Origin of the sequence: Pacificitalea manganoxidans (assembly GCF_002504165.1) — a bacterium.
Lineage (GTDB): Bacteria > Pseudomonadota > Alphaproteobacteria > Rhodobacterales > Rhodobacteraceae > Pacificitalea > Pacificitalea manganoxidans.
Genome location: NZ_CP021404.1, coordinates 2,735,177 through 2,747,672 on the forward strand (window position 1 = coordinate 2,735,177; position 12,496 = coordinate 2,747,672).

General features: G+C 66.0%; 11 protein-coding genes. 5 read left to right on the plus strand and 6 right to left on the minus strand.

The window, feature by feature from the left end:
* Positions 1 to 92 precede the first annotated feature (92 nt).
* Positions 93 to 1,040 (plus strand): pca operon transcription factor PcaQ, encoded by a 948-nt coding sequence (gene pcaQ, locus CBW24_RS12455; protein ID WP_232529773.1) that lies wholly within the window; start codon positions 93 to 95, stop codon positions 1,038 to 1,040.
* A gap of 43 nt (positions 1,041 to 1,083) precedes the next feature.
* Here the strand turns inward: pcaQ and CBW24_RS12460 are convergent, their stop codons facing one another.
* Complete coding sequence (locus tag CBW24_RS12460) at positions 1,084 to 2,139, minus strand: zinc ABC transporter substrate-binding protein (protein WP_097373780.1); 1,056 nt, start codon at positions 2,137 to 2,139, stop codon at positions 1,084 to 1,086.
* A 97-nt stretch (positions 2,140 to 2,236) separates the two neighbouring features.
* Here CBW24_RS12460 and CBW24_RS12465 point away from each other — a divergent pair, with 97 nt between their 5' ends.
* From CBW24_RS12465 to CBW24_RS12475, 3 genes are read left to right on the plus strand one after another with little or no spacing between them, the layout of a single operon-like run.
* Positions 2,237 to 2,773 carry a Fur family transcriptional regulator gene (locus CBW24_RS12465; protein WP_088663620.1) on the plus strand — a complete coding sequence of 179 codons (537 nt, stop codon included), beginning with the start codon at positions 2,237 to 2,239 and terminating at the stop codon, positions 2,771 to 2,773.
* Positions 2,767 to 3,591, plus strand: a complete 825-nt coding sequence (locus CBW24_RS12470; RefSeq protein ID WP_097373781.1) for a metal ABC transporter ATP-binding protein — start codon at positions 2,767 to 2,769, stop codon at positions 3,589 to 3,591. Before CBW24_RS12465 ends, CBW24_RS12470 begins: the two co-directional genes overlap by 7 nt.
* Positions 3,592 to 3,593: 2 nt before the next feature.
* Positions 3,594 to 4,391 (plus strand): metal ABC transporter permease, encoded by a 798-nt coding sequence (locus CBW24_RS12475; RefSeq protein WP_088663618.1) that lies wholly within the window; start codon positions 3,594 to 3,596, stop codon positions 4,389 to 4,391.
* Between the two features lie 84 nt (positions 4,392 to 4,475).
* Here the strand turns inward: CBW24_RS12475 and CBW24_RS12480 are convergent, their stop codons facing one another.
* Complete coding sequence (locus CBW24_RS12480; RefSeq protein WP_198405185.1) at positions 4,476 to 7,457, minus strand: CheR family methyltransferase; 2,982 nt, start codon at positions 7,455 to 7,457, stop codon at positions 4,476 to 4,478.
* A gap of 366 nt (positions 7,458 to 7,823) precedes the next feature.
* Between CBW24_RS12480 and CBW24_RS12485 the strand changes: the two genes are divergently transcribed.
* Positions 7,824 to 8,435 carry a hypothetical protein gene (locus tag CBW24_RS12485; protein ID WP_097373783.1) on the plus strand — a complete coding sequence of 204 codons (612 nt, stop codon included), beginning with the start codon at positions 7,824 to 7,826 and terminating at the stop codon, positions 8,433 to 8,435.
* 38 nt (positions 8,436 to 8,473) lie between these two features.
* Here CBW24_RS12485 and CBW24_RS12490 read toward each other — a convergent pair whose 3' ends face one another.
* The 4 genes from CBW24_RS12490 to CBW24_RS12505 all read right to left on the minus strand — a co-directional run bounded on the left by CBW24_RS12490 (position 8,474) and on the right by CBW24_RS12505 (position 12,418).
* Positions 8,474 to 9,241: a DUF1365 domain-containing protein gene (locus tag CBW24_RS12490; RefSeq protein ID WP_097373784.1), complete on the minus strand. Its 768-nt coding sequence runs from the start codon at positions 9,239 to 9,241 to the stop codon at positions 8,474 to 8,476.
* A complete protein-coding gene (locus CBW24_RS12495) occupies positions 9,238 to 10,509 on the minus strand; it encodes an NAD(P)/FAD-dependent oxidoreductase (RefSeq protein ID WP_097373785.1) in 1,272 nt (423 codons plus the stop codon). Before CBW24_RS12495 ends, CBW24_RS12490 begins: the two co-directional genes overlap by 4 nt.
* An 83-nt stretch (positions 10,510 to 10,592) precedes the next feature.
* Entirely contained in the window at positions 10,593 to 11,198 is a 606-nt protein-coding gene (locus tag CBW24_RS12500) for a pyridoxamine 5'-phosphate oxidase family protein (protein ID WP_097373786.1), read from the minus strand.
* Positions 11,199 to 11,209: 11 nt separating this feature from the next.
* Positions 11,210 to 12,418 carry a Hint domain-containing protein gene (locus CBW24_RS12505; RefSeq protein WP_097373787.1) on the minus strand — a complete coding sequence of 403 codons (1,209 nt, stop codon included), beginning with the start codon at positions 12,416 to 12,418 and terminating at the stop codon, positions 11,210 to 11,212.
* Between the last annotated feature and the right edge of the window lie 78 nt (positions 12,419 to 12,496).

Below are 12,496 nucleotides of genomic sequence, written 5' to 3' on the forward strand. Positions count from 1 at the left end.
CGCCAAATGTGATTGCGGGCTTTATTGCATAGCGCAATTGCGATTTATAATAACATTCCTCCGGCTCAATCATCGCGAAATGGATATGCGTTATGGCCCTGAAAGTCTCCGACCGGCTGAAGCTGCGCCATCTGGAAGTCTTCGTCGAAGTCGCGCGGCAAAAATCGGTCGGCCGCGCGGGGGAGCGTCTGGCCCTGACCCAGCCCGCCGTCAGCCGCACCCTGCGCGAACTGGAACAGGTGCTGGGCAAGCCATTGCTGGAGCGTGAGGGACGCGGCATCCGCCTGTCGCCGTTTGGTGAGATGTTTCTTGGCCATGCCGGGGCCTCTCTCGCCGCCGCGCGCAACGGGTTGGAGGCGCTGACCCGCATTGACCGGGCGGAGCGGCCCTTGGTCCGCATCGGCGCTTTGCCCACCGTGTCAGGTTCGGTGCTGCCGGGCGCGGTGGCGCGGTTCCGTGCGGCGGGGCGCGTCGGGCGGTTGCGGATTTCCACGGGCGAGAACGAGCAGCTTCTCGACCGGCTGCGCGCAGGCAACCTTGATCTGGTTGTCGGTCGTCTGCCGCCCCCCGAACGAATGGTCGCGCTCAGCTTCGAGCCGTTATATCGCGAGGAGGTCGTGGTCGTCGTCGCAGCCGGGCATCCGCTAGCCAACCGCGCACGCATCACCGCCGAAGACATCGGCGCGCACCCGATGCTGATGCCCGGCCCCGGATCGATCATCCGGCCCTTTGCCGAACGCCTGTTCGTGGAACACGGCCTGCCAATCCCGCCGGACGCGGTGGAAACCGTCTCTGCAGGGATCGGGCGCGGCATGACCCGCGATCACGGGGCGCTCTGGGTGATCTCGCGCGGGGTGGTCGAGGACGACCTTGCCGCCGGGCGATTGGTGGCGCTGCCCATCGACACCCGCTCGACATGGGGCGCGGTGGGTCTGTGCCTGCGCACAGGGCGGGAGCTAAGCACCGAAGAAGCCGCCCTTGTAACCGCCCTGCGCGAGGTCTGCGCGGATCGTCAAGCGCGCCTGCCGCCGCCCGCCTGATCGTCCATCGGATCGCCCTGCTGGCCAAAGTCGGCGCAGGGCGTCAGCCCAGACACTCCGCCAAGCCTGCTGCGACACCTTCGAGCAGTTCGTCATATAGCCCCGCCCCCGGCGTCAGCCCGCCGCCCAGCGGGTCCAGCGTGACGGTGCTCAGATCGCCCGTCGCCGCCAGCCGTTCGGCCATGCGGCTGCCGGAACCGCCCTCCAGCACCACGCAGGTGACGTTATCCGCATCGATCAGCGTCTCGACCTCCCGCAGCCGGGCCGGTCCCGGCTCTACCGCGTCGCTGTCGGACAACGCACCCGCCGCCCGCACGCCGAACGCCTGTTCGAAATACTGCCAACTGTCATGCGCCGTCAGGAATGAAGCCTCGGCCAGCGGCGCAAGCTGCGCGGTCAGATCGGCGCTGAGCGTGGCCAGACGCCCCTGCGCGGCGTCCGCATTGGCGTGGTAGGTTGCGGCATTGTCGGGATCGAGCGTGGCCAGTTCGGCGGCGATCACAGCCACCCACGCCGACGCATTGGCCGGGTCGAGCCACGCATGCGGGTCGTCGCCTTCGTGAACATGGCCGTGCGCGTCCGTCTGATCTGCGCCGTGCTCGTCGTGTTCATGACCGTCATGGTCGGCGTGGTCGTGGTCGGCGTGGTCATCGTGATCGTCATGCGCATCGTGCCCGGCATGGTCGTCGTGATCGTCGTCTTCCTCATCACCGTGGCCTGCATGGCCCTCGGCCATTTCGCCAAACCGCGCTCCCTCCCGCACGGGCAATAGGGTGGTCTCGGGGCGCTCCAGCAACTCGATCACCGTCGCATCGGGCGCAAGACTGGTCAGCGGGTCGTGGATCCACGGGGTCAGCCCCTCACCCATGATGATCGCCAGATCAGCACCGCTGAGCGCGCGCGCCTCGGACGGGCGCAGCGCGTAGCCGTGGGGCGATGCCCCCGGCCCGATCAGCAGCGCGGGCGTGCCGACACCCTCCATCACCTGTGCGACGAGCGCCTGAACCGGCGCGATATCGGCAACGACATTCGGCGCCGCTATGGCGGGCACCGCCCCGAGAAGCGTTGCGGGAGCAAGGGCGATAAGGGTCGGGCGCATGGGAGGGTTCCTGACGAGGGGAAGGGGTTGCAGTTGATGGGCCATAGGGCTAAACGTAATGTTATAACCTATCAACCCCCAAAGTGACGGAACAGCCATGCCCCCTGCCCACCCCGTCGATCCGCCTGTTGGCCTGCCACTTGGATTTAGTGACCACGATCACGGCGCCTGCCGTCGTGCGGCGCTGGACCGGGCTGCGGCCCGCTGCGCCGAGGCACGCCTGCAACTGACGCCGGTGCGGCGCCGGGTGCTGGAAATCCTGTTGGAGGCGCACGCCGCGCAAGGGGCCTATGATGTGCTGGAGCGGCTGTCGGCCGAAGGCATGGGCAGCCAGCCGCCCGTCGCATATCGGGCGTTGAAGTTCCTCACCGATCACGGCTTTGCCCACCGGATCGAACGGCTGAATGCCTATGTCGCGTGCGCCCATCCCGACGCGGCCCATGAGCCCGGCTTCATGATCTGCCGGACGTGCAAGCTGGTGGCCGAAGCGCCGATCGAGCCTGCGCGCGGGGCGTTGGGCCGCAGCGCCGCAGAGACAGGCTTTACCATCGAGAAAACGGTGATGGAGGTTGAGGGCCTGTGCCCCGCCTGCCGTGATCCCCACAGCGATGCGGACGCAGGCCCGGCATGCTGATCCGCGCCGAAGGGCTGAGCATCCGTCAGCAGGGCAAGTTGATCCTCGACCGGATCGACCTGTCGATTGACCCGCGCGAGATCGTCACGGTCGTCGGGCCGAATGGCTCTGGCAAATCGACGCTGCTGCGCGCGCTTCTGGGCGCTCTTCCGCCCGCCGCAGGCCGTGTGACCCGCGCCGACGGGCTGCGCATCGGCTATGTCCCGCAGTCGCTGCAGGTCGATCCCACCCTACCGATCACGGTGCGCCGGTTTCTGGACCTGCCCCACCGTCGCCCCGCGGCCAAGGTCAATGCCGCGCTGGAGGAAGCGGGCGTGCCGACCCTGGCCGGTCGGCAGATGAGCGTGCTGTCCGGCGGGCAATTTCAGCGGGTTCTGCTGGCGCGGGCCTTGCTGTCCTCCCCGCAACTGCTAATCCTCGACGAACCGACGCAGGGGCTGGACCAACCGGGCAGCGCCGCATTCTACCGTCAGATCGAAGAGGTCCGGGACCGCACCGGCTGTGCCGTGCTGATGGTCAGTCACGAATTGCATGTGGTGATGAGCGCCTCCGACAGGGTGATTTGTCTCAATGGGCACGTCTGCTGCGAAGGCACGCCCGAAGTGGTCAGTTCCGCCCCGGCCTATCGCGCGCTGTTCGGCACCGGCACGGGCGGGGCGTTGGCGCTATACCGGCATGATCACGCACCGGGCCACGACCATGACGGGCATGTCCACGGGCAGCCGCACGCACATGCGCACGGCCACGCGGCCTGCTCGCACGACCATTCCACCTGCGACGGCGATGCCGCCCGCCCGGATAAGGCAAGGACCGCCTGACCATGAGTTTCCTCGATGATTTCGTGATCCGCGCCGCGCTGGCGGGGATTGGTGTCGCCCTGGCTGCGGCCCTGCCCGGCTGCTTCGTCGTCTGGCGGCGGATGGCCTATTTTGGCGATGCCACCGCGCATGCGGCACTATTGGGCGTGGCGCTGTCGCTGGCCTTTTCGCTGTCCGTGCCCGTCGGGGTGATGGCCGTCGCACTGGCTGTCGCCCTGTTGATCGGCCGGATCGGGGGCGGTGCGCTGGCCCATGACACGGCGCTGGGGGTGATGGCGCATGGCGCGCTGGCGCTGGGTCTGGTGGCGGTCAGCCTGACGCCCGGTGTGCGCGTCGACCTCGATACCTATTTGTTCGGCGACATCCTCGCCGTCAGCCGCGCCGATCTGGCCGTGATCTGGGGCGGCGCGGGCGTGGTTATGGCGCTGATGGCATGGCGCTGGTCGCGGCTGTTGACCGCGACGCTGGGCCCCGATCTGGCCATCGCCGACGGCATCAATCCCAAGCGCGAAGAACTGATCCTGACACTGGTGCTGGCGCTGGTCGTGGCGGTCGCGATCAAGGTCGTGGGCGCCCTGCTCATCACCGCGATGCTGATCATCCCCGCCGCCGCCGCGCGCCCGCTGGCCCGCACGCCCGAAGCAATGGCCGCGCTCGCCGCTGCCATCGGCACCTTGGCGGCACTGGCGGGGCTGCGGCTGGCATGGGTGCTGGACGCGCCTGCCGGACCGTCAATCGTCGTCGCGGCGCTGGGTCTGTTCCTGCTCTCGCTCGGTGCCGCGCGGTTGCGTCGCGCGTAGGTAGGCGGGCGCGCAGCAAGGGGCCGGAATTGTTAGGGATCGGAGCCAGGCACGGGCCGGGGTCACCCCCGGCCCTGTCCCCGCTCAGTCCCGATCCGCCCCCGCGCCATCCGCATCGGTCTGGTCCTTGGCCCCAGCGGCGCTGGCCTCGCCCTCGATGCAGTCGCTGTCATCGGCCTCGCGCACCAACCCGATGAAGCCGCTGCGATTATTCTCGATCAGCGCGCCGACCAATTCCAGCCGGATCACCTTATCATCAGGGCAGCGCACCCGGCCCGTCACCTGAAATTCTTCGTTGTGGCGCAGGGCGGTGCGCAGGGCCTGCTCCACCTGAGTGCGGTCCTCGGGCACGAACAGCTGATGCATGTCGAGCAGCTTTGGCGGTGTTTTCTCCGCCTCCAGACCGAACAGGGTATAGACCCGACCAGACCACTCCATCGTGTCGAGTTCAATGTCGTAGCGGAAATGCCCAATCGCGGCCATGTGCTCCACCAGCGCCATTTTGTGCAGGAGTTCGGTGCGCTCCACCATTTCGGTGGCGTTCACTTCCGAAATCATCAGCGTCGCGCCGCGCAGGTTGTTGCGGTCGTCGAAATAGGGCGCGCAGCTCATGCGAAACACGCTTTCGCCGTGGCGGATTTGATCCTCCACCGTCTCGCGCAGACGCAGCGTGCGGTCGCAGAACTTCACCAGCGAGGGGAAGTGATCGGGCACTGTGCATTGGCTCAGGTGGAAGTTTTCGCAGTTCTCCGGTAGGCGGAACATTCGCCGCGCAATGGCGGAGGTGCGCACGATCTGAAGCGCGGTATCGAGCACCAGCACCACCAGCGGCGCCTCCCCCAGAACCGAGGACAGTTCCGATGACATCAGGGACAGTTCGGTCGCGTTGACCTGCATCTCCTCGTTGACGGTGATGAGTTCTTCGTTGGTCGCCTGCAATTCCTCGTTCGAGGTCTCCAACTCCTCGTTCGACGCCTGAAGTTCTTCGTTCGTGGATTGCAGTTCTTCGTTCACCGATTGCAGTTCTTCGTTGGAGGTCTGCAACTCCTCCACCATCTGCTCCAGCGCCTCCCGGGCCGAGGCCACATCCGCCTCAAGCTGCCGGATCCGGGCGGAGGGCAGAGCGCCGTCGCCGTCATCGGCGGCTTCCAGTTCCTGCGACACCTGATGGCGATGGAACGCGATCAGCACATAGCGTTCGCCATCGTCCTGCCCCGTCAGCGGGATCGCCTCCAACTGGATATGGGTCCAGTCGACGCGCCCCGGATCGGCATGGCGCAGCCCCGTGCGCCGGATCTGCCGCTTGAGCGCCAGCGCCGACAGGCTTGCGGCCTCCTCCCGGAAGGGGGAGCGCAGAATGCTGATCTGCAGGTTCAGCCGCGACTGTTCGGAGATATGCAGAAACGGGGTTAGATCCCCATAGACCCGCAGAATCCGCCCGTCCGAGGTGACGAGGATCGAATCCGCCGAAATCGCCCGCGCCAGCGAATCGAACATCCGCCGGTCTGCACTTTGCACCGGCACCTTCGGCTCCGGGTGCCCGCTGCGGATTTCGGACGGGCTGAATGGCAGACGCGACGAGCCGCCACTGCGAAACGCCATCCGCTTGCGGTAGATGCGTTCCTTTTCCGACATCGGTTCCAGATCGATCTGCGCGCGCGAGATGTTTTCGGATGTCCCAAGGAACAGAAGCCCGCCGGGATTAAGCGCGTAGCCGAGCCGAGCAAGAACCTTCTCCTGCAGGCGGTTGCCGAAATAAATCAGCACGTTGCGCATCGAAATCAGGTCGATGTTAATGAAAGGCGGATCTTGGCAGACATTATGATCGGAAAACATGATGCAGGACCGGAGCCGCGCGATCACCCGCACGCGGTCTTTCTCCACATGGAAATAGCGCTGCGCCAGATCTTCGGGAACGTCATGCAGGGCCGACAGCGGATAGACACCGCGCCGCGCCACCTCCAGCGCCGATTTGTCGATATCGGTAGCAAAGATCTGCACCCGATCCTCGCCGATGGCCTCCGGCCCACCCAGCGCCTCGGCAACAAGGATCGCGAGCGAATAGGCCTCCTCCCCCGTGGCACAGCCTGCGACCCACAGCCGGATCGAACGGTGCTCGGACAGGGAGACCAACTGCCGGATATACTGCGACAGCGCCTCGAATTCAGCGGTATCGCGGAAAAACCGGGTGACCGAGATCAGCAGATCCTTAAACAGCGCGTCCAGTTCGTTGGGATTGGTCCGGCAATGGGCGACATAATCACTGTAATCGGTGATGCCGATCGCAGTCATGCGCCGCTGAATACGCCGGTTGATCGTGGTTTCCTTGTATTCCCGGAAATCCACCCGCGTCCGCGCCAAGAGGGTATGGAGAAGATCAGAGCCGTCAGCGCTCGCCGCCATCGAGTCATCCTCGATCATCCCCGGCTCCGACAGGATGCGCACAATATCCCGCCCGATCCGCCCCGGCGGCAGCACCAGATCGACGCAGCCGGTATTGGCTGCCGAACTGGGCATCCCGTCATATTTCGCAGTCACCAGATCCTGCGCGATGGTGATGCCGCCCGCCTCTCGGATGGCGCGAATGCCATAACTGCCGTCGCTGCCAGTGCCCGACAGCACGACGCCTACCGCGCGGTCCCCCAACTCCATCGCCAGCGAGGTCATCAGCCTGTCGCCCGAAGGCTTTGGCGCTGCGGCGGGGCCGGAGGGGCTTTGGAGCCGCAACTTGCCCTTGTGCAGCACGACGTCAAAGCCCGGAGGCGTGACATAAATCGTGTCGGGTTCGGGGGTGATGTCGTCGGAAATCTCGCGAACGGCCAACTGAGTTTCCCGCGACAGCAGCGTGGTCATCAGCGATTTATGCGAGGCCGAGAGATGCTGTGCGATCGCGTAGGCAATCCCTGCATTCGTCGGCAATTTCTGCACGAGAGCCGAAAGCGCCTCCAGCCCCCCGGCCGAGGCCACGATGCCCACAACTGTAAAATCGAGCGTGCGCGCCGCTGATCCACCCTCGCTGGGGCGGTCGGTCGGGGCTTCGGCTGTGCCTTGATTTTGTCCGTCCACGGTATGTCCCTCGCTCTCATCACCCGACGCGCGCTGCGCCGCCACTCGTCCACCACCGTGTCCTCCGGTGGTCCCCGCTCGCTTTTCTCACGATTATTAGCGCATTCTTTGCAATCAACGGTATACTCCTTTTTGGGACCGTTGCTCCACTTGCGCAGCAGACCGCTTGATTAAGAGTTTTTTAAACAAGATCCGCCTAGATGGACTTCGCCCTGCCCCTCCCGGCAGACCATCGCGCCAAATTTTCAGGGCGCCGCCGGGAAGCCCGAGTTTCCGCAGACGGACCTGAGCGTGAAAGGTACTGTGAAGAATGAGTTTTCTGACTAAATCTATTCGGGTGGAACGCGCGTGAGCAGCTCTGCGGACATGTTCGTTCTAACCCTGCGCTGGTCCCCGGACCAAGATCCGACAGTGCTGTCTTGTGACCTCATCCACCGCGATTTCCACAATCGCATCAGTTTTTCCAAACGGGCGGGCCTGTTCGACGTGTTCCGCCCACAGCTGGCGCGCGCGCTGGCGGAGATCATCGATTCGATCCAGCATAAGCGTCAGGTGCTGTCGCAGCCGGATTTTCAGGTCGATCTGCCCAATCTGGTGCTGGGCGGGCTGCGTCTGCTGGTGTCGTCGGCGAAGGATGGCGCCCGCCAGATCATTATCCGGTTCAAGCATTTTCTGGGATCGCTCCAGGATGCGTTCGCTGTCGATATCGGCCTGCGCAGCGCGGTTCTACCGCATCGCGAACGTGTCGCGGTGGAGGCGCTGGTGGATATTGTGGGGCCGCTTCTGAACCTTGCCGATTTGCGCCGTCCCAATCTGGATGAGCGGGAGGCGATGGCCGTCGAAAAGTCGCTCGAGGAACTGGCTCAGAACAGCTACATGCTCCGGTTCTATACCGGGCTTCTGGTGCGCTACGTCAATGAGTGCAAGGCCACTGGCGCCCGCATGACCGACGCGCGCACTCCGGCGCGGCTGAACTGACACCGGGTGCAGAACGGATCAGCATGGCCCGATTACGGTTATGTCAGTTCGCGCTGCGGCGGCTCGGGTCGGGGGCGGTAACGCGCCCCCTTCAGCCGTAGTTTCAGCGCTTGGCCGTAGATCAGCGCCAGCACCCGCAATGACCCAAAGGGGCGCCGCAGCGCGGAGCCCAGAATGCGCGGCGAGGTCAGCGGCACACGCGGCCCGCCCAGCGTGGCGATCAGGCCGCGCGGGCCGTCGGGCGTGTCGCGTTCGTGGCGGATATGCACGGCCACCGCCCCCTCCGACAGACGAAAGCGGAACGTGTAGCCCCCGGCGATGTCTTGGAACGGCGACACATGAAAAACCTTGGCGGCGGTCAACTCATCTTCGGGGCGGATCGGTCGGCCATCGGCATGCACACACAGATAACTGTGGCGGTCGCCGAAGGTGTTGTTGACCTCGGCGATCACAGCCCGCAGCGCGCCTTCGCCATCTACGCAAAGCCAAAAACTGACGGGATCAAACAGGAACCCGGCCAGCCGAGGCTGCGCCAGAAGCAGCATCTGCATCCGTGCCAGATCGGGATGGCCGCGCCCCCGCAACGCCGCCCGCGCCCAATCCACCCCCTGCCCCTGCCCGCGCGGTCCCCCGTGGTCGCGGTCCCGCACGGAGGTTAGATTGCGCCCGTTCACAGCAAAGAGCCACGGCAGCGCGCTTGGCGCCTCAGGCTCCAGCAGGACATAATCGACACTATAGGTAAACGCGTTTGCCGGACCGCCGATCCTTTTGTGCCAGGTCTTGGCCCGGATCAGCTCCGGCTTCATCCGACCTTCTCCTGCAACGCCTTCACCACCGTCATCGCGCTGGCATAGCCATCTTCGTGAAAGCCCCATTTCGCCCATGCGCCGCAGAACCATGACCGGTTCACGCCCTGAATATCCCCCAACCGCCGCTGCGCGCGGATCGCGGGACCGTCGAAAACCGGATGCCGGAATTCGCATTCATCCTCGATCAGCGCGGGATCGATCGGCGTCGTAGGGTTCAACGACAAAAACAACGGCAGCGTATCAGGGATGCCTTGCAGCGAATTCATCCAGTAGGTCAGCCCGATCTGCGGCGCGGGCCGATCCTCGGGCGACAGGAACACCCATGACGCCCAGCAGGCACGGCGCCGCGGCATCTGGCGGGCATCGCTGTGCAGCACCGCGCGGTTGGGCTGATAGCGGATCGCGCCGAGGATCGCGCGCTCATCCGCGCTTGGCGTCTCCAGCAGCGCCAGCGCGTCATCGCTGTGGCAGGCAAAGACGACCTCATCAAAGGTTTCCCACGTCCCGCCCTCCAGCCGGATCGACACGCCTTCGGCCTCGCGGCGGACGGAGCGGACGGGCGCGCCGGTGCGGATCTCGCCGCCCTGCGCGGTGATTGCCGCCGCGATGCGACGGACATATTCGATCGAGCCACCATCCACCGTCTGCCACTGATGCGTGCGCGGCGACAGCAAGGCATGGTTGCGGAAAAACTCCACCAGCGAGCGCGCTGGAAAGTCATTCATCTGTTCGGGGGTGGAGGACCAGATCGCGCCGGAAATCGGCAGCAGATAGTAGCGGCGGAACCACTCGCCCAACTGCATCCGGTCGAGAAATGCACCAAGGCTCAGATCCGGATCTTGGGCCGCCGCCACTGCCCCGCGGTTGAACCGCAAGATATCCCTGACCATTCGCCAATAAGCCGGGCGAGCAAGGTTGGATTTCTGCGCCGTCAGCGTCCCAAGCGAACGCAGCCCGTATTCCAGCCGCCCATTGCCGATGGAGGCGGCGAAGCTCATGTCGGACGCCTTCACCGGCACATCCAGTTCGGCGAACATCCGCGTCAGGTTCGGATAGTTAGGCGTGTTGAAAACGATAAACCCGGTATCGACGGGCACCGATTTCTCTGGCCCGGCCATCACGGTGCGCGCGTGTCCGCCCAGCCGGGGCGCGGCCTCGATCAGCGTGACACGGGAGGTGGGCGCCAGTTCATAGGCCGCCGCGAGCCCCGAAATTCCGCCCCCGATCACTGCGATACGGCGGGCGGTGGGAAATTCAAATGGCACGGGGTCACCTTCCTTGGCTGGGTCGCGACGATACGCGGGCCCCGCGCGGGTGGATCACTGAAAGGTGCCGTTGCGGTGTCGGTTTACCACAATGTCCGTGCGGCGCGGTCGGGAAATTCGGCGTCGAAGCGGCCTGCCTCCACGGCGCCGTCCGATGCCTCGGCGATCATCTCGCCCAATGTCGGCACCTGAGCGCTGTCGTCCTCGCCCCGCCACAGACCGGCGCGGATCACGGCCTTGGAGCATTGGACATAGACCTCGTCCAGCGTGATCACCACCGCACTGCGCGGCAGGCGCGGCCCATCGGCAAACGGGGCAAGGTCATCGGCATCGGTGCTGATTTCCGCCGTGCCGTTCACCCGCACCACGGTCTGCGCGCCGGGCACCATGAACAGCAGCGAGACGCGCGGATCGCGCACGATGTTGCGCAGGCTGTCGATGCGGTTGTTGCCGGGCCAATCGGGCAGCAGCAGCGTCCGGTCGCCGCGCATCTGCACGACGGGGCCCCGGTCGCCGCGCGGGCTGCAATCGGTGCCCTCCGGCCCGACCGTGGAGACAAGGCAAAACCGCGATGCCGCGATCCACGCCCGATAGGTGGGCGTCAGGCTGTGAGCGACCTTACGCAGGGAATTCTCGCTTGCCGGGGGATACAGCGCCTCGAGCGCCGCGATACTGTCGATCCGTGCCATCGTGGTGTCCTTTAGGCGCGCCGCGCGTGGCGCAGGCGGGCGGGGGGCAATCCATGGGCCAGTATCGCGGCTTCGGCCCGGTTCAACATCCGGCGCGCAGCAGGGCCATAGCCCGACACCGCCTGCCCTGTCAGGGTCATACTGTCGCGCAGACGCGGCAGCGCGCGGGCCATGCGCAGCCGGTCATCTCGGGTCAGATCGCCCTGCCCCGCCTCGCCGGGGTGGAAACTTTCACTTTCCATGCCGTTGGCCAGAACGATCTGGTGGCGCTCGAACATCAGGTGGATGTAGCAGACCTCGCGCAGGTGCAGATCGCGGGCGATGCCGGGCTGGTCGAGCAGATCACCGGCGCGGACCAGCACCTCCGCCTCGCCGAACAGATCGCGGGCGGCGTCGCCCCGGATCAGCATCCGGTGGCCGGGGGAGACCAGCAGATCCCCGTCGGGCCGCCCGGTGCCCAGCGCATTCGCGCGCAGCCGGATCGGGCGCAGCGCGGGCGTCGCATGCAGGGCCGCCCCCGACAACCGCCGCTGTCCGGTCCAGACCAAGGGTTGCGGACCATCGTCGCGGGTGCTGACAAGATCGCCAGCGCGCAGCAATTCCACCGGCATCGGGCCGCGCGGGGTCGCGATGCGGGTGCCGGGGGTAAAACAGATCACCGGACGCGGGCGCGGCGCGGGCAAGCCTGCGCTGGCGGTCAAATGCGGCGACAGGCGCACGACATGCAATTCCACCCCCGCAGGCGGCAGCGCACCACAGAACAGGATCAGGGGTTTGCGCGGACGATAGGGCACCAGCATCCCGCGCCACAGCCCGCAGCCATCGGTCAGGGTGAACCACGTATCGAGAAGCGGATCATCCTCGCTGCCTGGGTCATCGCCCGCCGGCACGCGCATCTCGGCGCTCAGGATCAGCGGTGCCGTGGCGCGGGCGGGGTCGAACCCGGGATCGCGCGCCATGCGACGCACCTTCCGCGCCGCGCGACGATGCAGGTCGGCCTGCCCCAGCGCGTTGCGCAGGATCGCCACTTCGGCCGGGCCGTCCAGCCGCACGGCACCCGTCGCCGCACCTAGTGCGCCGCCCGTGTGTGTCGTGCCCTGCTGCCCGCTGCGCCGCCATGTGGAACCGACGCGCATCTCCTCCGGGCCAGTGCCGGGAAGGCCGTCGATCACGATGTCGGACCACGGGACAAGGAACGTGCCGTCCCAGCCCGTTGCCATCCGCCTGCTCGTCCTGCTGCTGTCGTTTCTCATCGATTGCAGGCAGGCTAGCACCCGCAGGCCATTCCGCCAATCATG

Bases quoted from the DNA above. Each gene is read 5' to 3' on its own strand.
- CBW24_RS12490 (WP_097373784.1), bottom strand. From the start codon at position 9,241: ATGAAGCCGGAGCTGATCCGGGCCAAGACCTGGCACAAAAGGATCGGC.
- CBW24_RS12475 (WP_088663618.1), top strand. From the start codon at position 3,594: ATGAGTTTCCTCGATGATTTCGTGATCCGCGCCGCGCTGGCGGGGATT.
- pcaQ (WP_232529773.1), top strand. From the start codon at position 93: ATGGCCCTGAAAGTCTCCGACCGGCTGAAGCTGCGCCATCTGGAAGTC.
- CBW24_RS12485 (WP_097373783.1), top strand. From the start codon at position 7,824: ATGTTCGTTCTAACCCTGCGCTGGTCCCCGGACCAAGATCCGACAGTG.
- CBW24_RS12460 (WP_097373780.1), bottom strand. From the start codon at position 2,139: ATGCGCCCGACCCTTATCGCCCTTGCTCCCGCAACGCTTCTCGGGGCG.
- CBW24_RS12470 (WP_097373781.1), top strand. From the start codon at position 2,767: ATGCTGATCCGCGCCGAAGGGCTGAGCATCCGTCAGCAGGGCAAGTTG.
- CBW24_RS12500 (WP_097373786.1), bottom strand. From the start codon at position 11,198: ATGGCACGGATCGACAGTATCGCGGCGCTCGAGGCGCTGTATCCCCCG.
- CBW24_RS12465 (WP_088663620.1), top strand. From the start codon at position 2,237: ATGCCCCCTGCCCACCCCGTCGATCCGCCTGTTGGCCTGCCACTTGGA.
- CBW24_RS12505 (WP_097373787.1), bottom strand. From the start codon at position 12,418: ATGGCAACGGGCTGGGACGGCACGTTCCTTGTCCCGTGGTCCGACATC.